Genomic DNA, 21952 nt, shown 5'->3' on the forward strand with positions numbered 1-21952 from the left:
GCAGCCTGCTGCGCGTAATCCGTGGGGTCCGGGCATACGGCGACGGCGCCCCCGGGTGGGGGCGCCGTCGTGGTGGTGCGGGTGGGTCAGCAGCCGATGAGGCGGCCGGCGAGGTAGGTGCCGACCTGGTCGAGGGAGACGCGTTCCTGCTTCATGGTGTCGCGTTCGCGGACGGTGACTGCGTTGTCGTCGAGGGTGTCGAAGTCGACGGTGATGCAGTAGGGGGTGCCGATTTCGTCCTGGCGGCGGTAGCGGCGGCCGATGGCGCCGGCGTCGTCGAACTCGATGTTCCAGTGGCCGCGGAGGTCGGCGGCGAGCCCCTTGGCCTTGGGGGAGAGTTCGGGGTTGCGGGAGAGGGGGAGGACGGCGGCCTTGACGGGGGCGAGGCGGGGGTGGAGGCGCATGACGGTGCGCTTTTCCATCTTGCCCTTGGCGTTGGGGGCTTCGTCCTCGACGTAGGCGTCGAGCATGAAGGCGAGCATGGTGCGGCCTACGCCGGCGGCGGGTTCGATGACGTAGGGGGTCCAGCGTTCGCCGGCTTCCTGGTCGAAGAAGGAGAGGTCCTGGCCGGAGGCGGCGGAGTGGGCCTTGAGGTCGAAGTCGGTGCGGTTGGCGATGCCTTCGAGTTCGCCCCACTGGGAGCCGGCGAAGTTGAAGCGGTATTCGATGTCGACGGTGCGCTTGGAGTAGTGGGAGAGCTTGTCCTTGGGGTGTTCGAACCAGCGGAGGTTGCTCTCCTGCATGCCGAGGCCGGTGTACCACTCCCAGCGCTGCTGCATCCAGTACTCGTGCCAGGTCTCGTCTTCGCCGGGCTTGACGAAGAACTCCATCTCCATCTGTTCGAACTCGCGGGTGCGGAAGATGAAGTTGCCGGGGGTGATCTCGTTGCGGAAGGACTTGCCGGTCTGGGCGATGCCGAAGGGGGGCTTCTTCCGGGAGGAGGTCTGGACCTGCATGAAGTTGGTGAAGATGCCCTGCGCGGTTTCGGGGCGCAGGAAGGTTTCGGAGCCGGCGTCCTGGGTGGGGCCGAGGTGGGTGGAGAGGAGGCCGGAGAACTGCTTGGGTTCGGTGAAGCCGCCCTTGTTGCCGCAGTGGGGGCAGTTGATGTCGGTGAGGCCGCCGGTGGGGGGGTGGCCGTGCTTGGCTTCGTATGCCTCTTCGAGGTGGTCGGCGCGGAAGCGCTTGTGGCAGGAGGTGCATTCGGTGAGGGGGTCGGTGAAGGTGGCGACGTGGCCGGATGCTTCCCAGACCTCGCGGGCGAGGATGACGGAGGAGTCGAGGCCGACGACGTCGTCGCGGGAGGTGACCATGTAGCGCCACCACTGGCGCTTGATGTTCTCCTTGAGCTCTACGCCGAGGGGGCCGTAGTCCCAGGCGGCGCGCTGGCCGCCGTAGATCTCGCTGCACGGGTAGACGAAGCCACGGCGCTTGCTCAGGCTGACGATGGTGTCGATCTTGTCGGCGGCCACGGTGCTCTCTTCATTACGACGACGAAGCGGTGCTCCAGGTTACCGGCGGCGGCACCCTTGGTTTCAAATCGGGGGGCGGCGGGGTGGGGCGGGTGAGGGCCTTGGGGTGGTCTCGGGGTGGCTGCGGGGTGGGTGTGGGGTCGTCGGGGGGCGGGGGTGGGGCTTCCGACGTAAAATATTTTTGACAATCGTTTCCATCTTTGATGAAAATGAGTGTCATGAGAGCTAGCCGCCGTTCCATATCCGGTCTCACCCCCGCCACCGCCGCGGCGCTGTCCGCGGCCGCCGTGCTGGCCCTGTCCGCGTGCGGCGACGGAGCGTCGGGCACCACGACGGAGGACGGCAGGCTGCGGGTGACCGCGTCGTTCTATCCGATGCAGTTCCTGGCCGAGGAGATAGGCGGCCGGCACGCGGAGGTCTCGACGCTGACGAAGCCGGGGACGGAGCCGCACGACCTGGAGCTGAGCCCGCGGCAGACGGGGGATCTGGCGGACGCGGGGCTGATCGTCTATCTGAAGGACATGCAGCCGGCGGTGGACGAGGCCATCGGGCAGTCGGGTGCGGAGCATGTCGTGGAGGCGTCGGAGTTCACGTCGCTGGAGAAGCACGGCGGCGAGGAAGACGGCCACGGGGACGAGGGGCACGAGGAGGAGGAAGGCGCCGACGGGGGTCACGAGGGGCACGACCACGGCGGCGAGGACGGCGCGGACCCGCACATCTGGCTGGACCCGGTGCGTTACGCGGAGGTCGCCGAGGGTGTCGGCAAGGCGATGGCGGAGGCCGACCCGGACCATGCGGGGGCGTACGAGAAGAACGCGGCGGAGCTGGCGGACCGGCTGCGCGAGCTGGACGGCGAATTCGCCGAAGGGCTGGAGAGCCGTCGTACGGACACGTTCATCACCACCCACGCCGCGTTCGGCTATCTCGCGGACCGCTACGGCCTGGTGCAGGAGTCGATCAAGGGGCTGAGTCCGGAGGCGGAGCCGAGTGCCGCGCGGATGCAGCAGTTGCAGGACATCGCGGAGGACGACGGGGTGACGACGGTGTTCTTCGAGACGCTGGTCAGCGACAAGACGGCGCGCACCCTGGCGGGTGACCTGGGGCTGGCCACGGATGTGCTCGACCCGATCGAGGGCGTGACGGACAAGTCGAAGGGTGACGACTACTTCGGGATCATGGAGGCGAACCTCGGGGCGCTCCAGCGGGCGCTGGGTGCGAAGTGAGCGGGGCCGTGGCGGACGGAGCGGGTGTGGTGGAGCCGGTGGTGAGGCTGCGGGGCGCGACGGCGTCGCTGGGCGGGCGTGCGGTGCTCGGCGGGGTCGATCTGACGGTGGGGCGCGGCGAGGTGGTGGCGCTGCTGGGGGCGAACGGTTCGGGGAAGTCGACGACGGTGCGGGCGGTGGTGGGCCGGGTGCCGCTGGCGTCGGGCGGGCTGGAGTTGTTCGGGACGCCGCTGGGGCGGTTTCGGCAGTGGCGGCGGATCGGGTACGTGCCGCAGCGTTCGACGGCGGCGTCGGGGGTGCCTGCGTCGGTGCGGGAGGTGGTGTCGTCGGGGCGGCTGTCGCGGTCGGGGCTGCGGCCGCTGTCGCGGGCGGACCGGTCGGCGGTGGAGGGGGCGCTGGGGGTGGTGGGGCTGGCGGATCGGGCGAAGGAGTCGGTGAATCGTTTGTCCGGTGGGCAGCACCAGCGGGTGCTGATCGCGCGGGCGCTGGCGGCGGAGCCGGAGTTGCTGATCATGGACGAGCCGCTGGGCGGGGTGGATCTGCCGAGCCAGGAGATTCTGGCGCGGGCGCTGGCCGAGCAGGTTCAGGGGGGTGCGTCGGTGTTGCTGGTGCTGCATGAGCTGGGGCCGCTTCAGCCGTTGATCGACCGGACGGTGGTGCTGGACGGCGGTCGGGTGGCGCGGGAGTACGGGCGCGGGGAGGCGGACGCGGCGGCGCGGGTGCACGATCTTGCGTGCCATCCGCATCCGGGCGGGGCGGGCGAGTCGGCCGAGGCGGACAGGACCGGGCTGCTGACATGATGCTGGAGTTTTTGGAGCCGCCGTTCATGCAGCGTGCGCTGTTGGCGGCGTTGCTGGTGGGGATCGCGGCGCCGGCGGTGGGCATCTATCTGGTGCAGCGCCGGCAGGCGATCATGGGTGACGGTATCGGGCATGTGGCGCTGACGGGTGTGGCGCTGGGTTTTCTGCTGAACACGAGCCCGGTGTGGACGGCGGTGCTGGTGGCGTCGGCGGGTGCGGTGGCGATGGAGCTGATCCGCTCGTACGGCCGCACGCGCGGTGATCTGGCGTTGGCGATGCTGTTCTACGGGGGTATGGCCGGGGGTGTGCTGCTGATCAATCTGGCGCCGAACGGTTCGACGGCGAACCTGACCACGTATCTGTTCGGGTCGGTGACGACGGTGTCGGACTCCGATGTGGTGGCGATCGTGTGGCTGTCGGTGTTCGTGCTGCTGGTGACGCTGGGGTTGCGGCGGCAGTTCTTCGCGATCTGCCAGGACGAGGAGTTCGCGAAGGTCACGGGGCTGCCGGTGCGGTCGTTGAATCTGCTGCTTGCGGTGACGGCGGCGGTGACGGTGACGGTGGCGATGCGGGTGGTGGGGTTGCTGCTGGTCAGTGCGCTGATGGTGATTCCGGTGGCGGCGGCGCAGCAGGCGACGCGGGCGTTCGCGGCGACGCTGGCGGTGGCGGTGGCGATGGGGGTGGTGACGACGCTGTCGGGGACGGTGTTCTCGTATTACGTGGATGTGCCGCCGGGGGCGACGATCGTGCTGTTTGCGCTGGGGTTGTTCTTGCTGGTGACGGCGTTGGCGGTGCCGGTGGCGCGGTGGCGGTCGCGGTCGGGTGGCGCGGTGGGGCCGAAGGGCGGGGGGAAGGTCGCGGCGGCCGGTGAGCGGGTTGGCGGCGGGCCGGGGTGAGGGTTGTGGTGGGGGCTGCCGTGGCGGTCGTGCCCGGTTATGCGGTTGCTGCTGGCACAATGGCGGCTCGTGGGGCGGACAGCGCTTCGAGCGAGCAGCAGGAGGCAAGGGTGACGACCGCAGGTCCCCCGGTACGCGGCCGGTCGACGCGTCAGCGGGCGGCGGTGGCCGCGGCGCTGGCGGAGGTCGACGAGTTCCGCAGCGCCCAGGAGCTGCACGACATGCTGCGGCATCGCGGCGAGTCGGTGGGGCTGACGACGGTGTACCGGACGCTCCAGTCGCTGGCGGACGCGGGCGATGTCGACGTGCTGCGTACGACGGAGGGTGAGGCGGTGTACCGCCGGTGCAGCACCGGTGAGCATCATCATCATCTGGTGTGCCGGGTGTGCGGTAAGGCGGTGGAGGTCGACGGTCCGGCGGTGGAGCGCTGGGCGGAGTCGATCGCCTCGGAGCACGGTTTTGTGGATGTGGCGCACACGGTGGAGGTTTTCGGTACGTGTGCGGAGTGCGCGGCGCAGGCGCGTTCGGAGCGGGGCTGAGCGGGGCTCCGGCGGGGCGGTTCCGGGCGGTCTCCGCGGGGCGGTACGGCGCGCTGCGGGGCCGGGGGTGCGGCGGGTTTCGGGCCCGCCGCGGTGCGCGTTCCCGTCAGGGGGTGTGTGCCTGGTGGTTGACGTCGTTGGGGATGGCGCCGCCGAAGCGGCGGTCGCGGGAGGCGTACTCGACGCAGGCGCGCCACAGGTCGCGGCGGTCGAAGTCGGGCCACAGGATGTCCTGGAAGACCATTTCGGCGTAGACGCTCTGCCAGATGAGGTAGTTGGAGGTGCGCCGCTCGCCGGAGGGCCGGATGAACAGGTCCACGTCCGGCATGTCGGGGTGGTAGAGGTATTTGGCGAAGGTGCGTTCGCTGACCTTCTTGGGGTCGAGGCGGCCGGCGGCGACGTCGCGGGCGATGCCGGCGGCGGCGTCGGCGATCTCGGCGCGGCCCCCGTAGTTGACGCACATGTAGAGGGTCATGGCGTCGTTGCCGCGGGTCTGTTCCTCGGCGACCTGGAGTTCCTGGACGACGCTTTTCCACAGTTTGGGCATGCGGCCGGCCCAGCGGATGCGTACGCCCATGGCGTCGAGTTCGTCGCGGCGGCGGTGGATGACGTCGCGGTTGAAGTTCATGAGGAAGCGCACCTCGTCGGGTGAGCGTTTCCAGTTCTCGGTGGAGAAGGCGTAGACGGAGAGGTTTTTCACGCCGAGTTCGATGCAGCCTTTGACGACGTCGAGGACGACGGCTTCGCCGACCTTGTGGCCTTCGGTGCGCGGCAGGCCGCGTTCCTTGGCCCAGCGGCCGTTGCCGTCCATGACGATCGCGACGTGCCCGGGGACCAGCTCGCCGGGCAGCTTCGGCGCCCGGGCGCCGGAGGGGTGCGGCTCGGGGGCCTCGTATGCGCGGCGGTGCCGCGTCAGTGAAGTGCCGCGAATCCCTCGTCGTGCCATGTGCCGTGCTCTCCCGTTCCTCGACTTGGGGCCGTTGTCGTTCCCGTCCGGTTCCGCCTGCTGTTCGCCTTCTGCCCGCCGGGGGGCGGGTCGAGTCCCCCGGTTTCCCGGTTACCTTTCGACGTGGCGCAGCGAGCGCAGGCCCCGCTCCAGGTGCCAGTGCAGATAGGCAGCGACGAGGCCGCTGCCTTCTTTGACGTGATGCGCTCCACAGCGGTCGGCGGTGTGCCAGTCGCCGGTCAGGAGTGCGCCGAGCAGCGCGAGTACCTCGGGCGACGGTACGACGCTACCGGGCACGCGGCAATCGCCGCACAGCACTCCCCCGGCTGTGACGGAGAAGAACCGGTGGGGGCCGTCGAGGCCGCAGCGGGCGCAGTTGCCGAAGCTGGGGGCGTAGCCGTTGACGGCGAGGGAGCGCAGCAGGTAGGCGTCGAGGACGAGCTGGGGGGCGTGGGCGCCGCCGGCGAGGGTGCGCAGGGCGCCGACGAGCAGGAGGTACTGCTGGGTGGCGGGTTCGCCTTCCTGGTCGGTGAAGCGTTCGGCGGTTTCCAGCATGGCGGTGCCGGTGGTGTAGCGGGTGTAGTCGCCGACGATGGGGGCGCCGTAGGGGGCGATGGTCTCGGTCTGGGTGCACATGGGCAGGCCGCGGCCGACGAGGTCGCTGCCGCGGGTGAAGAACTGGACGTCGACGTGGCTGAAGGGTTCGAGGCGGGCGCCGAATTTCGACTTGGTGCGCCGTACGCCGCGGGCGACGGCGCGGACGCGGCCGTGGCCGCGGGTGAGCAGGGTGATGATCCGGTCCGCCTCGCCCAGTTTCTGGGTGCGCAGCACGATGCCGTCGTCGCGGAACAGGGTCATGGGCCCATTCTTGCCTACCCGGCGGGTTTCGCGCCTGGCCCGGGGCGGGTCCCGGGGCGGGTGCGGGGGTGGGGCTGCGGGTGGGCGGGGCTGCGGCGGGGCCGGTCCGGGCTGGGCTGCCCGGGCCGGCCGTGCCGCGGGGTGTTACCGGGGGTTGACGGTGTCGAGGGGGAGGCGGAGCTGCTGGCCTCGGGGGACGGTGGCGTTGCCGTTTCGCAGTGCGGTGAGTTCGCCGCGGTTCAGGGCGCGGTCGTAGACGCGCATGTCGTCGAGGTAGCCGTGGAAGCGGTTGGCGCCGTCGAGGCGCTGGCCGATGTCGATGCCGCCGATGCCGAACTCCTTGCCGGCGGTGGGTGAGCCGGGTGGGGCGTCGGCGGTGTGGGAGGTGCCGTCGACGGTGAGGGTGAGGGTGCCGCCGGCGCGTTTGAGGGTCACGAAGTGGAAGGCGTTGTCGTTGTAGGCGGCGGTGGTCTGGACGCTGACGGCGGCCTGTTCCATCTGCATGCGGGCGATGATGCGGTTCTGTTCGGGTTCGGCGCGCAGCCAGACGGAGGGGGCGTTGCCGCCGACTCCGTAGGCCCACATGATCGCGTGGGCGCCGTTGGTGCGGCCGTATTTGAACCAGCCGGTCCAGGTGAAGTCGCCGGAGCCGACGTCGAGGGCGTCGCTGAAGGGGATTTCGACGCGGGCGTCGATGTGGGGGGCGGTGTTGTCGAGGTAGAGGGACTGGCCGAACCTGCCGGGGCGCAGGGTGGCGCTGCCGCGGACGTAGGCGGTGTTGTCGCTGCCGGAGACGTCGGGTGTGGTGGGGCCGGGGGCGGGGGCGGGGGGCTGCGGCGGGGTGTCGCCCGGCTGGTCGAGGAAGGCGTCGTTGAAGCGGGCCCAGCGGATCGTCTCGTACGGGCCGGCGGTGCCGGCTTCGTAGAGGAGGCCGATGCGGTCGTCGGCGAGTTGGGTCATGTCGGAGTAGGCGGTGGGGCCCCAGTGGATGATGCGGCCCTGCTGCCAGGGTTCCCAGGTGCGGCCGTCGTCGTGGGAGGCGCGTACGGACATGACTTTGCGGTCGGCGGGGTGGGCGGGCAGGGAGGCGAGGATCCGGTCGCCGTGGCGGAGGGTGGCGCCCTGGACGACGGGGCTGACGAGGGTGGGGGTGGTTTCGAAGGGGGTGTCGAAGGTGGTGCCGCCGTCGCTGCTGACGGCGGCGGCGCGGTTGCCGGGGTCGGTGCCGCGTTCGTCGCGGGCGGCGGCGTAGACGGAGCCGTCGCGGCGTTCGAAGAGGCTGAGTTCCTGGGGTTTGACGTCGGGCGGCTGGGTGGCGCGGGTGTCGTCGGCGCCGAGGTGCCAGTTCTGGCCGCCGTCGTCGCTGTAGAGGAGGTGGGCGCCCTGGCGGCCGTCGAGGCCCTGGTGGTTGCCGCCGACGAGGAGGCGGCCGGCGTGTTCGCCGGTGGTGAGCTGGAGGCCGTGGCCGGGGCCGGTGGCGTACCAGCGGTCCCATTCGGGTTTGGACAGGTTGGCGGCCATGTTGCGGGCGGGGGTCCAGGTGCGGCCGTTGTCGGTGGAGTGCTGGAGGTAGGGGGTGCGGACGGTGTCGTCGGCGCCGGGGTTGTGGGTGCTGAGGAGGGAGATGCGGCCGGTTTCGCGGTCGACGACGGGGGCGGGGTTGCCGCGGGTGTCGCCGTTGCCGGCGAGGACGACCTGCGGCTGGGTCCAGGTGGCGCCGTTGTCGGTGGAGCGGCGCAGCACGATGTCTATGTCGCCTTTGTCGCCGCAACTGTCGACGCGGCCTTCGGCGAAGGCGAGGAGGGTGCCGTCGGCGGCTTTGACGACGGCGGGGATGCGGTAGCAGAAGTAGCCGCCGGTGCCGCCCCGGAAGAGGACTTCTTCGGTGAATTCGGGTGCGGCGGGGGTGTTTTGTGCGGTGGCGTGGGGGGCGAGTGCGGTCAGGCCGGCGCCGAGGACGGCGGCGCAGGCGGCCAGGGCGGTGGCGCGGCGGGGGCGGCGGGGGTTTCTTCGGCGGGGGCGGTCCTTGGCGGGGGGCGCGAGGCGTGGCTGCATGGTGCGACTCGCTTTCGTCGGGGGGTACGTCGGGCACGTGTGGTGACGCGGACAGAAAGTGGAAACCCCATGTCCTACGTAGGACGTGGGATGTCTACCGGCGTAACGTAAAGGCGGCCTCCCGTACGGTCAAGAGTCCGACGGCAGCTACCCGCTGTTCACCTTGCGCACATGCCTGCGTCGCTCATCCGACGCCGCGCATCGCCTTCCCTGCGCGCGCCTCGATGCCGCGGAAGTGGGTGGTCATCGCGGCCCGTACGCGCTCGCGGTCGCGCGCCCGCAGCGCGGCGACGATTTCCTTGTGGCGGCGGGCGGTGCCCATCGGCGAGGGGTCGTCGGCCCAGCCGCGGGCGCCGGCGACGCGGTGGAAGACGTTCCAGAACGCGCCGAGGAGCTGCGGGACCAGGGTGTTGCCTATCGAGCGGTAGAGGACCTCGTGGAACTCGCGGTCCTCCTCGGGGAAGACCTCGTCCTGCCCGGCGCGGGTCTCCATGCGCGCCACGATGGTGTCCAGCGCGTCGAGGTCGGATTCGGGGATGCTCTCGACCACCCGGCTGACCAGGCCCTCTTCGAGTATTTCGCGGACCTGGAGGATCTCGGTGAGGGCGTGGGCGTCGTTGCCGCCGAGCTGGACCAGGGTGCGGAACGTCAGCCCGTCGGCGAGCGGCGTGAGCGACGCCTCGCCGACGTAGGTGCCGTAGCCGTGGCGGATCTCGACGATGTCGAGGGCCTGGAGCGCCTTGAGGGCCTCGCGCACGGAGTTGCGGCTCACCCCCAGGTCGTCCATCAGCTCGGTCTCGGTGGGCAGCACCGCGCCGGGGCGCAGCCCCCGGTCGAGGATGAGCTGCATGATCTCGGCCTGGATCTGGCCGCCCATGCGCTTCCTGCGGTCCGAACGCGGCTGGGGGTGCTTCAGCTCCTGGGGCATGGCGGTATCGTACGCACAAGGAGGGACATCCTACGTGTGGTACGGGGGGTTCATCCGGAAGATGAGGAAGATCCGGGAGTGATGAGCCCCGATTCGTAGCCGATGACGACGAGCTGCGCCCGGTCGCGCGCCCCCACCTTGCCCATGATGCGGCTCACATGGGTCTTGGCCGTCAGCGGGGACAGCGCCAGCGACTCGGCGATCTCGGTGTTGTTCAGCCCGCGCGCCACCAGCATCAGCACCTGCCGCTCGCGCTCGGAGAGCGCGCCCAGCGCCGCCCCGCCGTTCTGCGTGGCGGACGGCTGCGGCGCCTCCGGCAGCCGCACCAGGCGCTCGATGAGCCGGGCCGTGGGGCCGGGCGACAGCAGCGCGTCGCCGGCGGCGACGGTGCGGATGGCCTCCAGCAGCGCGGCCGGCTGGGTGTCCTTGACCAGGAAGCCGGAGGCGCCGGCGCGCAGCGCGGCCATGATGTGCTCGTCGGTGTCGTAGGTGGTGAGGACCAGGACCCGGACGCCCGCCAGGTCCTCGTCGGCGGCGATGAGCTGGGTGGCCTCGATGCCGTCCAGCTCCGGCATCCGCAGGTCCATCACCACCAGGTCGACGCGCTCGCTGCGGGTCAGCGCCACCGCCTCGCGGCCGTTGCCGGCCTCGCCGACGACCTGCATGTCGGCGGCGGAGTCCACCAGCATGGCGAACGCCTTGCGCACCAGGGTCTGGTCGTCGGCGAGCAGGACGCGGATGGGCTGCGCGGTCATGCGGTGCGGCTCCTGTCGGTGAAGGCGGTACGGGCCCCGGGGCGGTCGGCGCCGCGGCCGGTGAGACCGGCGGTGCCGGCCCGGTCGGCGCCCCCGGCCGCCGGGCCGGCGGCAGGGGCGGCGGTGCCGGCGGCGTCGGCGGGGGCGGCGGGGGCGGCCTCGACGGTCTCGACGCGCTCGGGCCCGGCGGGCGTGCACGGCAGCACGGCGGTCACCGCGAAGCCCGCGGCGTCCGTGCGGCCCGCCGCCTTCAGGGTGCCGCCGACGCTGCGGGCCCGTTCGCGCATGCCGACGATGCCGTAGCCGGGGCGGGCGGCCTCGCCCGCGCCCGGCGCCCCGGCCGCGCCGCCCGCGACGGCCTTCGCCGGTCCGGGGGGCCCGTCGTCGACGACGGCGATACGCAGCGCGCCCGGCCCCTCGTCGTAGGTGACGGCGATACGGACGCGCACCGCGGACCCGGCGTGCTGCACGGCGTTGGTCAGCGACTGCTGCACGATGCGGTACGCCGCCGCCCCCACCCCCCGCGGCACGTCGCGGGCGGCGTCGGCGACGTCCAGGTGCACCCGGGCGCCGCCGGAGCGTGCCGCCGCGGCCAGGTCGTGCAGGCCCGTCAGGTCCGGCGGGGGCCTGGTGCCCTCCACGGCGTCGCCGCCGCGGAGCACCTGGAGGGTGGTGCGCAGTTCGGCGCGGGAGTCGCGGCAGGTGCCGGCGATGCCGTCGAGGGCGTCGGCCAGCGCGGTGCGGTCGAGCCGGTCGGGGTCGGCGACCAGCAGGTGCGCGGCCACCGACGTCTGCACGCCGATGAGGGTGATGCTGTGGGCGAGCAGGTCGTGCAGGTCCTGGGCGATGCGCAGCCGTTCCTCGGCGACGCGGCGGGCGGCGGTCTCCTCGCGGGTGCGCTCGGCGCGTTCGGCGCGCTCGACGATGGCGCCGACGTAGTTGCGGTGCACCCGCACCGCCTCGCCGAGGAGTGCGACGGAGATGACCCAGCCGGAGGTGCGCAGCAGTTCGGCGCCCTGGGAGGCGTCGCGCAGCGTCAGCATGGTCACGGCGACGACGACGAGCCCGCTGGTGACCAGCAGGGTCCGCAGCCTCGGCCCGGCGACGGCCAGGGAGTAGACGGCGACCATCGTCGCGGGCGTCGGCGCGCTGTGGATGTTGTCGAGGATGTGGTAGGGGGCCTCGGGCAGGATCGACAGGACGAAGACGCCCATCGGGTAGTGGCGGCGCCAGGCCAGCACCGACACCATGAGGAACAGCAGCAGCCACCCGAAGGCGTCGGGCCGGTGCGCGGTGGACTCGACGCCGCCGAACAGCGCGAGGCAGGTGACGACCGCGCCGACGACCGCGGTGAACAGAACGTCCCGGCGCGTCGGCTTCTTCAGCCGCTTGAGCCGGGTCATCGCTGACTGCATGGAAACCATCCTCGCCTACGGCTTCTCAGGCGAAACTCCTCGGTACGTGAACGCCGTCCGCGGCCCGCTCGCGGGCCGGCGGACAGCCGGGTCCCGGCCGGGTGGCAGCCACGGGGGGAGCCGCCACCCGGCCGGGAGTCGCGGGCCGTACGGTCCGTACGGCCGTGCCGGCGCCGGTGCTAGTGCGCCGCCGCGCCCGCGCGCTCGGGTTCCTGCCCGGCGCCCGGCTCCGCGTCCGGGTCGGGCGGCGGGCCCTCCTCGCGCTTCGACAGCGGTCCCGGCCACCAGACCTTCTTGCCCAGCAGCCAGCTCGCCGAGGTCACCAGGTAGGTGCGGACCAGGAACGTGTCGAGCAGGACGCCGACGGCGACGACGAAGCCCAGCTCGAACATCATCACCATCGGCATCGTCGCGAGCGCCGCGAACGTCGCCGCCAGCACCAGGCCGGCCGAGGCGATCACGCCGCCGGTGCGGCGCAGCGCGGTCAGTGCCGCGGTGCGGGTGTCGGCGCCGTTGGTCGCCTCCTCGCGCATCCGGTGCAGCAGGAAGATCCCGTAGTCCACTCCCAGTGCCACGCCGAAGACGAAGGTGAGCAGCGCCAGTTCGCCGCCGATGCCCGGGTAGCCCATGACCGGCTCGAAGATCAGGCCGCCGATGCCCATCGCCGCGCCCCACGACGCCACGACGGCGACGGTGAGCACCAGCGGCGCGACCAGGCTGCGCAGCAGGGCGATGAGGATGATCAGGACGGCGGCCAGGGTGAGCGGGATGACGAGCTTGCGGTCGCTGGAGTTGGCGTCCGCCAGGTCCATCGCCTCCGCGCTGGGCCCGCCGACCAGGGCGTCGGCGCCGTCGATCGCGCCGAGTTCGGAGCGCAGTCCGGCGATCGTACGGTCCTCGCCCGACGACTGCGGCGGGTCGGAGGCGTAGACGGTGATCTCGCTGTACCCGTTGCCGGAGCGGGCGATCTCCGCGGAGGCGACGCCCTCGACGCCCTGGGCCGCGGCCAGCGCCGCGTCCGCCTGCGCGTCGTTGGCGACGACGACGATGGCCTGGGCGCCCTGCTCGGGGAAGGCGTCCGTCACCTTCTCCATCGCGGTGATCGACTCGGGCTTGTCGGTGAAGGCGTCCTCCTGCTTGAGGTTGCCCGGCAGGTTGAACGCGCCGAGCGCCAGCGCGCCCAGGAGCAGCACGCCGCCGGCGAGGATCGCGACCGGGCGGCGGCCCACCGAGGAGCCCATGCGGTCGAAGAAGCCGCGCCGCTTGGGTTCGCTGCCGTAGGCGGGGACCAGCGGCCAGAACACGCGGCGGCCGGCGAGGACCATCAGCGCCGGCAGCAGCGTGGTCATGACCGCCAGCGCGCACACCACGCCGACCGCGCCGACCGGGCCGAGGCCCGCGCTGGAGTTGAGGTCCGCGGCCAGCAGGCAGATCAGGCCGGCGGCGACCGTGCCGGAGGAGGCGAGGATCGCCGGGCCGCAGTTGCGTACGGCCGTCAGCATCGCTTCCTGCGGGTCCGTGGTGCGGCGCAGTTCCTCGCGATATCGGGCGACGAGCAGCAGTGCGTAGTCCGTGCCCGCGCCGAAGATGAGCACCGTCATGACCCCGGAACTCATCGAGTTGACCGTCAGGTCGAACGTCTGGACGAGGCCGTAGACCACGGCCATGGCGCTCATGGACGCCACACCGACGCAGATCAGCGGCAGCAGCCACAGGAAGGGGCTGCGGTAGGTGAGGATCAGCAGGATCGTCACGATGCCCGCCGTGGCGTACATCAGGGTGCCGTCGACCTCTTCGTAGACGGCTTCGGAGTCGGCCTGGATGCCGGCGGGGCCGCCGAGTTCGACGGACAGGCCATCGGGGGGATCGGCGACGAGCTGCTCGCGGATCTCCTCGACGGTCTCCAGGTGGGCGTCCTCGTCGGGGAGCCCGACGATGGTGAACGGCACCATCAGGGTCGTGCCGTCCTCGGACGGCACGACCTCGGGGGCGCGGTCGTCCGCCAGTTCGTACCCGCCGGCGATGTCGCCGGCGTGCTCCGCGGCGAGTTCGCGGTCGGCGGCGGTGACGCCGTCGTCGCGCTGGTAGACGAGGATCCCGTTGAGGGTGTCGCCGCCCGGCATCTCCTCGGCTATCTGGGACACCTGCGTGGAGTCGGCGCTCCCCGGCAGGTAGTCGACGGCCCGGTCGCGGCTGACGTCGCCGAGCTTGCCGCCGAACGGCATGGCGATGGCGAGGATCGCGATCCACAGGCCGACCACGGCCCAGGGCAGCCAGCGGCGCCTGGGTCTCGTCGCAGGGCCTGATGGCGCTTCGGGTGGTGCGGATACGGCGCCCATGGGGGGCTCTCCCTCCGGGAAGTAGCTGGACTGGCCCCCAGCTTCCCCCGGGAATCCGGCGCGGTTCTTCGCTCCCGGGTGCGAAACCTGTCCTACTGCGCGGGGTGTCCTTCGGCCATCCTTGCTCCCCAGGGAGTACTACGCACCCTCTTTCAACACAGCCGTGACGATCGCCCGTTGTGCGTCGGTCAGCCGCGGGTCGGCGAAGTGGGCGGTCCGGCCGCCGGCGGTGAGGCGGTAGGTGAAGCCGTCGGGGACTCCGGCGGGCGGCCCCTGGCCGGCCTCCTCGATGGCCCGGCGGGCCAGGGCCTTCAGGCCGGCCGCGTCGGTGCGGCCGGCCGTGTCCAGGGTCGCTTCGCGGGTCAGGCCCGCGAAGCCCCCGGTGCGGGTGACGGTGATGCGCATGCCTCCACGCCTACCCTGCCTGCCGCGGCGCACCCTCCCGCGCGGGGGTCTGCCGCGGCACGGTGGCCTCCGCGTCGGTCTCCACGCCGACCTGCGACCACGCGGAGAGGACCGCGGTGCGTTCGGCGCCGTCGCCGTAGCGGGCCTCGGCGGCGGCGACGGTGGCGGCGGCGAACGCGGCGAAGTCGGCGGTGGTCGTCAGGTCCCCGCCGGTCAGCACGTCGTACCAGATGCGGCCGGCGCGTTCCCAGGCGTTGCCGCCGAGTTCGGTGGCGAGCAGGTAGAAGGCGTGGTTGGGGATGCCGGAGTTGATGTGGACGCCGCCGTTGTCGGTGGAGGTGTCGACGTAGTCGGCCATCGTCGCCGGCTGCGGGTCCTTGCCGAGGACGTCGTCGTCGTAGGCGGTGCCGGGCGCCTTCATCGAGCGCAGCGCCTCGCCGGTCACGCCGGGGGCGAGGAGTTCGGCGCCGATGAGCCAGTCGGCGTCGGCGGCGGACTGGCCGAGTACCTGCTGCTTGAGGAGGGAGCCGAAGACGTCGGAGACCGACTCGTTGAGCGCGCCGGACTGGCCGAAGTACTCCAGGTTCGCCGTGTACTGGGTGACGCCGTGGGTCAGCTCGTGGCCGATGACGTCGACGGCGAGGGTGAAGTCGAGGAACACCTCGCCGTCGCCGTCGCCGAAGACCATCTGCTCGCCGTCCCAGAAGGCGTTGCCGTAGTCCTCGCCGAAGTGGACGGTGGCGTTCAGCGGCAGCCCGGCGCCGTCGATGGAGTTGCGCGCGAAGCCGCTGAGGAACAGCTCGAAGGTGGCGCCGAGGCCGTCGTAGGCGCGGTTGACGGTGGCGTCCTCGACGGCCGCCTGGCCCTCGCCGCGGACTTTCCTGCCGGGCAGGTTCTGGGTCTTCTTCGCGTCGTAGACGGTGCGCTCGGGCTTCGCGTCCTCCTGTGCCGTGCGCGCGGCCGGCGGGGCGGCGAGGCCGCGGACGGTGGTGATGCGGCGGCGGGTGCGCTGGAGGGCGTCGCGCTCCAGGGTGCGGCGGGCACGGGCGGACAGGGCCGGGTTGTCGGTGCGGGCCAGCTTGTCCAGCATGTGCGGGGGCACGATGGTGCAGAACACGGGGGTATGCGAGGTTGCGTCCATGACCGCAATGTGGCACTAAGTAACCGACTTGTCACTCCCCGCAGCGGATTGTTAGCGATTTCGGGTGGCGTGAGCCCGCAGGGGCTCTGCGCGGGGTCTCGCATCGTGATACTGATCGGCCGGCGTCGCCGCGGCTGGGCTACATTGGTCGGCATCGTGCGTTACGGGCTGCTTCTTCTTAGCCGCCGCGGCGAGGGTCTGTAGTCGTAGACCGACCCCCTCCCCGCGGAGTCCGGTGCTGCCACCCGTCGGTCGACGACCAGCTCGCGCGAAGGAGCCCACTCCCCATGTCCCACCCCGGTAACGCCGTCGGCCGCGGTACGCCCGTCACCGCCGCCACCGTCCGGCAGCAGCCCTCCGGCATGCCCGTGCACCGCTACCGGCCGTACGAGGCCGTCGACATCCCCGACCGCACCTGGCCGGGCAACCGCGTCACCAGCGCCCCCCGGTGGCTCTCCACCGACCTGCGCGACGGCAACCAGGCGCTGATCGACCCGATGTCCCCGGCGCGCAAACGCGCCATGTTCGACCTGCTGGTACGCATGGGCTACAAGGAGATCGAGGTCGGCTTCCCCTCCTCCGGGCAGACCGACTTCGACTTCGTACGCTCCATCATCGAGGACGGCGCCATCCCCGAGGACGTGACGATCTCCGTCCTGACCCAGGCCCGCGAGGAGCTGATCGAGCGGACCGTGGCGTCGCTGAAGGGCGCCCGCCGCGCGACCGTCCACCTGTACAACGCCACCGCGCCGGTCTGGCGCGAGGTCGTCTTCCGCGGCTCGCGCGAGGCGGTGAAGCAGATCGCCGTCGACGGCACCCGGCTGGTCGTGGAGTACGCCGAGAAGCTGCTCGACGACCGCACCGTCTTCGGCTACCAGTACAGCCCGGAGATCTTCACCGACACCGAGCTGGACTTCGCGCTGGAGGTCTGCGAAGGCGTCATGGACGTGTGGCAGCCGGAGGACGGCCGCGAGATCATCCTCAACCTGCCGGCCACCGTGGAGCGCTCCACGCCCTCCACGCACGCCGACCGCTTCGAGTGGATGTCGCGGAACCTGACCCGCCGCAGCGACGTCTGCCTGTCCGTCCACCCGCACAACGACCGCGGCACCGCCGTCGCCGCCGCCGAGCTGGCGCTGATGGCCGGCGCCGACCGCATCGAGGGCTGCCTGTTCGGGCAGGGCGAGCGGACCGGCAACGTCGACCTGGTCACCCTGGGCATGAACCTGTTCTCGCAGGGCGTCGACCCGATGATCGACTTCTCGGAGATCGACGAGATCCGGCGCACCTACGAGTACTGCAACCAGATGGGCGTCCACCCCCGCCACCCCTACGTCGGCGACCTCGTCTACACCGCCTTCTCCGGCTCCCACCAGGACGCCATCAAGAAGGGCTTCGAGGCGATGGAGGCCAGGGCCGAGCAGGCCGGCAAGCCCGTCGGGGAACTGGAGTGGGCGGTGCCGTACCTGCCCATCGACCCCAAGGACGTCGGCCGCTCCTACGAGGCCGTCATCCGCGTCAACTCGCAGTCCGGCAAGGGCGGCGTCGCCTACGTCCTCCAGCACGACCACAGCCTCGACCTGCCGCGGCGCATGCAGGTGGAGTTCTCCCGGATCATCCAGACCAAGACCGACGCCGAGGGCGGCGAGGTCACCCCGGCGCAGATCTGGGACGTCTTCCGCGACGAGTACCTGCCCAACCCCGGCAACGCCTGGGGCCGCGTCCAGCTCCGCGGCGGGCAGTCGACGACCGACCGCGACGGCGTCGACACCCTCACCGTGCAGGCCGAGGTCGACGGCGCCGAGACCACCCTCGTCGGCACCGGCAACGGGCCGATCTCCGCGTTCTTCCACGCCCTCCAGGGCATCGGCATCGACGCCCGGCTGCTGGACTACCAGGAACACACCATGAGCGAGGGCGCCAGCGCGCAGGCGGCCTCGTACATCGAGGTGGCCGTCGACGGCAAGGTGCTGTGGGGCATCGGCATCGACGCCAACACCACCCGCGCGTCGCTGAAGGCGGTCGTCTCCGCGGTCAACCGCGCCGCCCGCTGACACCTCCGGCACCCGGAGCGCAGGCCCGCCCCGTGCGCCGTCCGATCGCGGACGGGGCGCGGGGCGCGGCTCGTTCGCGCCGGGTCGACGTGCACGAGGGCTGACGATGTCGGCCGGTGTGGTTAGCATCACGTCAGCGCGGCAGCGTTGCCGAAGCGTGATGGAGGTCGACGTGACGCAAATCCTCCGCCGGGTCGCCGGCGTGCGGACGTCCTGGCACACCGAGTCCGACGGTGAGTTCTTCTGCCCCGGCTGCGGGGGCGACCGCAACTACAGCCGGCGCACCGGCAGACGGCGGTTCACCGTCCTCGGCGTACCCGTGCTGCCGCGCGGCGACGCCGGACCCGTCGTCGAGTGCGCCGACTGCGGCGGCCACTTCGGCGTCACGTCCCTGGCCGAGCCCACCTCCACGCGCTTCGCGCTGCTGCTGCGCGACGCCACCCACGCCGTCGCGCTCGCCGTCCTGCACGCCGGCGGCACCTCCTCCCCCGCCGTCCGCTGCACCGCCGTCACCGCGGTGCGCACCGCGGGGTACGGGGACTGCACGGAGGAGCAGTTGCTGACGCTGCTGGCGGCCATCGAGGCCGACTCCGGGCGGATGCCCGACCTGTGCGCGGACCTGCCGCCGGAGCAGCGGAACTTCGAGGCGGAGCTGCGCGAGACGCTGGCGCCGCTGGCGCCGCACCTGGTGCCCGCCGGGCGGGAGTCGATCCTGCTCTCCGGCGCGCGCATCGCGCTGGCCGACGGGGCGTACACGCCGCCGGAGTGGGAGACGCTGGCCGTCGTCGGCGACGCGCTGCTGCTGCCCGCCCCGGACGTCGAGCGGCTGCTGACGTCGGCGCGCACCCCGTCCTGAGGGCGTACGGCACGGGCCGCCCGGCTCGTACGGCACGCGCGCGGGACCTCGGTGCCTCCGTGCGCCCCCGTGCTCAGAAACCCAGCCGGCGCAGCTTCTTGGGGTCCCGCTGCCAGTCCTTGGCGACCTTCACGTGGATGTCGAGGTACACGGGCGTGCCGAGCAGCGCCTCGATGTGGCCGCGGGCCTGGGTGCCGATCTCCTTCAGCCGCTGCCCCTTGGGCCCGATGACGATGCCCTTCTGGCTGTCGCGCTCGATGAACAGGTTGGCGTGGATGTCGAGCAGCGGCCGGTCCGCCGGGCGGTCCTCGCGCGGCTCCATCTCGTCCACCACCACCGCGATGGAGTGCGGCAGTTCGTCCCGTACGCCCTCCAGGGCCGCCTCCCGGATCAGCTCGGCGACCATCACCTGCTCCGGCTCGTCGGTCAGCTCCCCGTCCGGGTACAGCTCGGGGCCCTCCGGCAGCAGCGGCACCAGCAGGTCGGCGAGCAGGTCGACCTGCTTGCCCGCCACCGCCGAGACCGGCACCACCTCGGCCCACTCGAAGCCCAGGTCCTTGGCGGCCCGGTCCACGGCGATGAGCTGCGCGGCGACGGTGTCGGAGTCGGCCAGGTCGGTCTTGGTGACGACGGCGACCTTCGGGGTACGCCGCAGGGCGGCCAGCTCGCCCGCGATGTACCGGTCGCCGGGGCCGAGCTTCTCGTTGGCCGGCACGCAGAAGCCGATGACGTCGACCTCGCCCCAGGTGGCGCGCACCGCGTCGTTGAGCCGCTGGCCGAGCAGGGTGCGCGGCTTGTGGTAGCCGGGGGTGTCGACGAGCACGAGCTGCGCGTCGGGGCGGTGGACGATGCCGCGCACGGTGTGCCGGGTCGTCTGCGGCCGGCTGGAGGTGATGGCCACCTTCTGGCCGACCAGAGCGTTGGTCAGGGTCGACTTGCCGGCGTTGGGCCGGCCGACGAAGCACGCGAAGCCGGAGCGGTGCCCGGTGTCAGGGGTGGTCATGGGGAGCATTCTCCCCGACCGCCGGCGGACGCCGACCGCCGCTCCGGCCTCCGCGGCGCCGAAGGGCCCGCGGGCGCTACGCGCCGAGCAGCCGCGCCCCGCCCTCCGGGGCCAGCCCGGCGAGGATCTTGTCGATCCGCGCCAGGGTGTCGGGGTGCAGTTCGACGCGGGCGGCGGCGACGTTCTCCTCGATGTGCGCCGGCGTCCGGCTGCCCGGGATGGGCACGACGTGGTCGTCCTGGTGCAGCAGCCAGGCCAGCGCAAGCTGCCCCGGGGTGAGCCCCACGTCGGCGGCGACCGCGCGCAGCGTCGCGAAGCGGTCGTGGTTGGTCTTCAGGTTGGCGGCGTCGAAGGCGCCGATGTTGCGGCGGAAGTCGCCGTCCGGCACGTCCGTGACGGAGCCGGTGAGGAAGCCCGTACCCAGCGGCCCCCAGGCGACGAGGCCGACGCCCAGCTCGCGCGCCGCGGCGTGCAGGCCGGGGTCGACGGGCGTCCACATCGACCACTGCGTCTGCACCGCCGCGACCGGGTGCACGGCGTGCGCGCGGCGCAACTGCTCCCCGGTGACGTTGGACAGGCCCAGGTGGCGGACCTTGCCCTCGGCGACCAGCTCGGCCATCGCGCCGGTCGTCTCCTCGACGGGCACGGCGGGGTCGGGGTAGTGCACGTAGTACAGGTCGATGCGGTCGGTGCCGAGGTTGCGCAGCGAACTCTCGGCGTAGCCGCGTACGTGGCGCGGCTCGGCGTTGACCGTGAGGTGGCCGAAGGCGTAGCTGACGGGATGCGTGCGGCCCTCGACGCCCTCGGGGAGGCGCAGCCCGAACTTCGTGGCCACCAGCACCTCGTCGCGCCGGCCGCGCAGCGCCCGGCCGACCAGGCGCTCGTTGTGGCCGTCGGGGCCGTAGGCGTCGGAGGTGTCGACGTGGGTGGCGCCCGCGTCGAGCGCGGCGCGCACCGCCGCGATGCCGCGGTCGTCGTCGGTCTCGCCGTACACGCCGGGTGAGAGCACCATCGCGCCGTAGCCGATGGCGGGGGTTTCGAGGGAGCCGAGGGTGCGGAGGGGAACGCCGTTCGAAGCTGTCGTCATGCCCGGAGCCTCCGCGGAATTCCGTGGCGGCGTCCAAGACCTACGGCTATAACCAAAGGCTATGGACGTCCACGTACGCGATCTCCGCTACTTCGCGGCGGTCGCGGAGGAGCTGAGCTTCACCCGCGCCGCCGAGCGGCTGTACGTCTCGCAGCCCGCGCTGTCCAAGCAGATCAGGGCGCTGGAGCGGCAGCTCGGCTTCCCCCTCTTCGAGCGGCGGGCGCGCGCGATCGCGCTCACCCCGCAGGGCGCGGCGCTGCTGCCGGCGGCGCGGGAGCTGGCGGCGGGCTGGGCGGAGGCGGTACGGGCCGCGCGGACGGCCGGGCCGGCGGAGTCGCTGGCGGTGGGCATGCAGACGGCGGTGGGCCGGGACCTCCAGCGGGAGGTGCTGGGCCGGTTCCGCGAGCGCGGCTGGCGGATCTCGCTGCGGCTGGTGAACTGGGAGGACCCCACCGCGGGGCTCGCCGGGGGCGGCGCGGACGCGGCGTTCTGCTGGCTGCCGGTGCCGGGGGTGGGTGCGGAGCTGACGGCGAAGGTCCTCGTACGGGAGGAGCGCTGGGTGGCGCTGCCGCTGCGGCACCGGTTCGCGGGGCGGGCGGAGGTGGACTTCGCGGAGCTGCTCGACGAGCCGTTCGTGGCGCTGCCGCGGTCGGCGGGGCCGCTGCGCGAGTTCTGGCTCGGCACGGCGGAGCGGGGCGGGCGGGAGCCGGTGGTGGCGCTTGAGGCGTCGGCGCCGGAGGAGGTGTTCGAGGCGGTGGGCGCGGGGCTGGGCGTGGTGCTGCTGGCGGAGGGCAACGCGCGGCTGTACCCGCGGCCGGACGTGGTGTCCGTGCCGGTGCGGGGGCTGGCGCCGTGCGAGCTGGCGCTGGTGTGGCGGGCGGACGACCGGCGGCGGGAGATCGCGGAGTTCACGGCGGCGTTCCGCGAGGCCCCGCGGAAGACGGGCGCGGGGGCGGGGGCGCCGGGGCGGGCCTGGGAAGCGGCGCGGTAGGCGCAGGAGCGCCCAGGCGGGAGAGGGCCGGGGACGGCGCGTAGCCGCGGGGCGGGACGGCGAGGCGGCACGGAGACCGGAGAGGGCCGGACGGCGCGTGGGCGCGGGGCGGGGCGGCGAGGGCAGTTCGGGAGCGGTAGGCGCGGTCTGCGCGCGTCAGCGCGGTCTGCGCGCGTCAGCGCGGTCTGCGCG

19 protein-coding genes are annotated in these 21952 nt (G+C 72.4%); 7 read left to right on the forward strand and 12 right to left on the reverse strand.

The genetic code is table 11. The annotated features are described in order from the left end of the window. Positions 1–86: 86 nt before the first annotated feature. Positions 87–1469, reverse strand: a complete 1383-nt coding sequence (locus QBL21_RS27090; RefSeq protein WP_407564852.1) for a glycine--tRNA ligase — start codon at positions 1467–1469, stop codon at positions 87–89. 209 nt (positions 1470–1678) lie between these two features. On the opposite strand from QBL21_RS27090, the gene QBL21_RS27095 reads away from it, so the two are divergent. The 4 genes from QBL21_RS27095 to QBL21_RS27110 all read left to right on the forward strand — a co-directional run bounded on the left by QBL21_RS27095 (position 1679) and on the right by QBL21_RS27110 (position 4927). Continuing rightward, positions 1679–2692, forward strand: a complete 1014-nt coding sequence (locus QBL21_RS27095) for a metal ABC transporter substrate-binding protein (RefSeq protein ID WP_407564853.1) — start codon at positions 1679–1681, stop codon at positions 2690–2692. A gap of 26 nt (positions 2693–2718) precedes the next feature. Further along, a complete protein-coding gene (locus QBL21_RS27100; protein ID WP_407566571.1) occupies positions 2719–3492 on the forward strand; it encodes a metal ABC transporter ATP-binding protein in 774 nt (257 codons plus the stop codon). Further along, positions 3492–4388, forward strand: coding sequence for a metal ABC transporter permease (locus tag QBL21_RS27105; RefSeq protein ID WP_407566572.1), 897 nt, complete (start codon positions 3492–3494; stop codon positions 4386–4388). The genes QBL21_RS27100 and QBL21_RS27105 overlap by 1 nt, the downstream gene beginning before the upstream one ends. 110 nt (positions 4389–4498) lie before the next feature. Continuing rightward, on the forward strand, positions 4499–4927 hold the full coding sequence (locus QBL21_RS27110) for a Fur family transcriptional regulator (RefSeq protein WP_407564854.1): 429 nt from the start codon (positions 4499–4501) through the stop codon (positions 4925–4927). A 106-nt stretch (positions 4928–5033) separates the two neighbouring features. Here the strand turns inward: QBL21_RS27110 and QBL21_RS27115 are convergent, their stop codons facing one another. From QBL21_RS27115 to QBL21_RS27155, 9 genes are all read right to left on the reverse strand, one after another. Beyond that, entirely contained in the window at positions 5034–5873 is an 840-nt protein-coding gene (locus QBL21_RS27115) for an isoprenyl transferase (protein ID WP_407564855.1), read from the reverse strand. A gap of 111 nt (positions 5874–5984) precedes the next feature. Beyond that, complete coding sequence (gene recO / locus QBL21_RS27120) at positions 5985–6731, reverse strand: DNA repair protein RecO (RefSeq protein ID WP_407564856.1); 747 nt, start codon at positions 6729–6731, stop codon at positions 5985–5987. Between the two features lie 144 nt (positions 6732–6875). After that, positions 6876–8786, reverse strand: a complete 1911-nt coding sequence (locus QBL21_RS27125; RefSeq protein WP_407564857.1) for an exo-alpha-sialidase — start codon at positions 8784–8786, stop codon at positions 6876–6878. Between the two features lie 184 nt (positions 8787–8970). Next, positions 8971–9663: a FadR/GntR family transcriptional regulator gene (locus QBL21_RS27130; protein WP_407566573.1), complete on the reverse strand. Its 693-nt coding sequence runs from the start codon at positions 9661–9663 to the stop codon at positions 8971–8973. 101 nt (positions 9664–9764) lie between these two features. After that, a complete protein-coding gene (locus QBL21_RS27135; RefSeq protein ID WP_407564858.1) occupies positions 9765–10469 on the reverse strand; it encodes a response regulator in 705 nt (234 codons plus the stop codon). Then, positions 10466–11893 carry a sensor histidine kinase gene (locus QBL21_RS27140; protein WP_407564859.1) on the reverse strand — a complete coding sequence of 476 codons (1428 nt, stop codon included), beginning with the start codon at positions 11891–11893 and terminating at the stop codon, positions 10466–10468. Before QBL21_RS27140 ends, QBL21_RS27135 begins: the two co-directional genes overlap by 4 nt. Positions 11894–12063: 170 nt before the next feature. Further along, positions 12064–14109: an MMPL family transporter gene (locus QBL21_RS27145; protein WP_407566574.1), complete on the reverse strand. Its 2046-nt coding sequence runs from the start codon at positions 14107–14109 to the stop codon at positions 12064–12066. A 252-nt stretch (positions 14110–14361) separates the two neighbouring features. Beyond that, positions 14362–14628: a protealysin inhibitor emfourin gene (locus QBL21_RS27150; protein WP_407564860.1), complete on the reverse strand. Its 267-nt coding sequence runs from the start codon at positions 14626–14628 to the stop codon at positions 14362–14364. A gap of 10 nt (positions 14629–14638) precedes the next feature. Next, complete coding sequence (locus QBL21_RS27155; protein ID WP_407564861.1) at positions 14639–15769, reverse strand: M4 family metallopeptidase; 1131 nt, start codon at positions 15767–15769, stop codon at positions 14639–14641. A gap of 287 nt (positions 15770–16056) precedes the next feature. On the opposite strand from QBL21_RS27155, the gene leuA reads away from it, so the two are divergent. Then, positions 16057–17823, forward strand: coding sequence for a 2-isopropylmalate synthase (leuA, locus tag QBL21_RS27160; RefSeq protein ID WP_407564862.1), 1767 nt, complete (start codon positions 16057–16059; stop codon positions 17821–17823). 160 nt (positions 17824–17983) lie between these two features. After that, a complete protein-coding gene (locus QBL21_RS27165) occupies positions 17984–18679 on the forward strand; it encodes a TerB family tellurite resistance protein (RefSeq protein ID WP_407564863.1) in 696 nt (231 codons plus the stop codon). A gap of 73 nt (positions 18680–18752) precedes the next feature. Here the strand turns inward: QBL21_RS27165 and era are convergent, their stop codons facing one another. Beyond that, positions 18753–19682, reverse strand: coding sequence for a GTPase Era (era, locus tag QBL21_RS27170; protein WP_407564864.1), 930 nt, complete (start codon positions 19680–19682; stop codon positions 18753–18755). A 76-nt stretch (positions 19683–19758) separates the two neighbouring features. Then, positions 19759–20769, reverse strand: a complete 1011-nt coding sequence (locus QBL21_RS27175; protein ID WP_407564865.1) for an aldo/keto reductase — start codon at positions 20767–20769, stop codon at positions 19759–19761. Positions 20770–20830: 61 nt separating this feature from the next. Here QBL21_RS27175 and QBL21_RS27180 point away from each other — a divergent pair, with 61 nt between their 5' ends. Beyond that, positions 20831–21760, forward strand: a complete 930-nt coding sequence (locus QBL21_RS27180) for a LysR substrate-binding domain-containing protein (RefSeq protein ID WP_407564866.1) — start codon at positions 20831–20833, stop codon at positions 21758–21760. The last annotated feature ends 192 nt before the right edge of the window (positions 21761–21952 follow it).

The organism is Streptomyces sp. 184 (genome assembly GCF_045781775.1).
Lineage (GTDB): Bacteria > Actinomycetota > Actinomycetes > Streptomycetales > Streptomycetaceae > Streptomyces.

What these genes read in the sequence shown, in the direction of transcription:
- QBL21_RS27125 (WP_407564857.1), bottom strand. Translation starts at nt 8,786, where the DNA reads ATGCAGCCACGCCTCGCGCCCCCCGCCAAGGACCGCCCCCGCCGAAGA.
- QBL21_RS27130 (WP_407566573.1), bottom strand. Translation starts at nt 9,663, where the DNA reads ATGGGCGGCCAGATCCAGGCCGAGATCATGCAGCTCATCCTCGACCGG.
- QBL21_RS27150 (WP_407564860.1), bottom strand. Translation starts at nt 14,628, where the DNA reads ATGCGCATCACCGTCACCCGCACCGGGGGCTTCGCGGGCCTGACCCGC.
- QBL21_RS27145 (WP_407566574.1), bottom strand. Translation starts at nt 14,109, where the DNA reads ATGCCGTTCGGCGGCAAGCTCGGCGACGTCAGCCGCGACCGGGCCGTC.
- QBL21_RS27095 (WP_407564853.1), top strand. Translation starts at nt 1,679, where the DNA reads ATGAGTGTCATGAGAGCTAGCCGCCGTTCCATATCCGGTCTCACCCCC.
- QBL21_RS27135 (WP_407564858.1), bottom strand. Translation starts at nt 10,469, where the DNA reads ATGACCGCGCAGCCCATCCGCGTCCTGCTCGCCGACGACCAGACCCTG.
- QBL21_RS27175 (WP_407564865.1), bottom strand. Translation starts at nt 20,769, where the DNA reads ATGACGACAGCTTCGAACGGCGTTCCCCTCCGCACCCTCGGCTCCCTC.
- QBL21_RS27140 (WP_407564859.1), bottom strand. Translation starts at nt 11,893, where the DNA reads ATGGTTTCCATGCAGTCAGCGATGACCCGGCTCAAGCGGCTGAAGAAG.
- QBL21_RS27180 (WP_407564866.1), top strand. Translation starts at nt 20,831, where the DNA reads ATGGACGTCCACGTACGCGATCTCCGCTACTTCGCGGCGGTCGCGGAG.
- QBL21_RS27115 (WP_407564855.1), bottom strand. Translation starts at nt 5,873, where the DNA reads ATGGCACGACGAGGGATTCGCGGCACTTCACTGACGCGGCACCGCCGC.
- QBL21_RS27165 (WP_407564863.1), top strand. Translation starts at nt 17,984, where the DNA reads ATGGAGGTCGACGTGACGCAAATCCTCCGCCGGGTCGCCGGCGTGCGG.
- era (WP_407564864.1), bottom strand. Translation starts at nt 19,682, where the DNA reads ATGACCACCCCTGACACCGGGCACCGCTCCGGCTTCGCGTGCTTCGTC.
- leuA (WP_407564862.1), top strand. Translation starts at nt 16,057, where the DNA reads ATGTCCCACCCCGGTAACGCCGTCGGCCGCGGTACGCCCGTCACCGCC.
- QBL21_RS27155 (WP_407564861.1), bottom strand. Translation starts at nt 15,769, where the DNA reads ATGGACGCAACCTCGCATACCCCCGTGTTCTGCACCATCGTGCCCCCG.
- recO (WP_407564856.1), bottom strand. Translation starts at nt 6,731, where the DNA reads ATGACCCTGTTCCGCGACGACGGCATCGTGCTGCGCACCCAGAAACTG.
- QBL21_RS27105 (WP_407566572.1), top strand. Translation starts at nt 3,492, where the DNA reads ATGCTGGAGTTTTTGGAGCCGCCGTTCATGCAGCGTGCGCTGTTGGCG.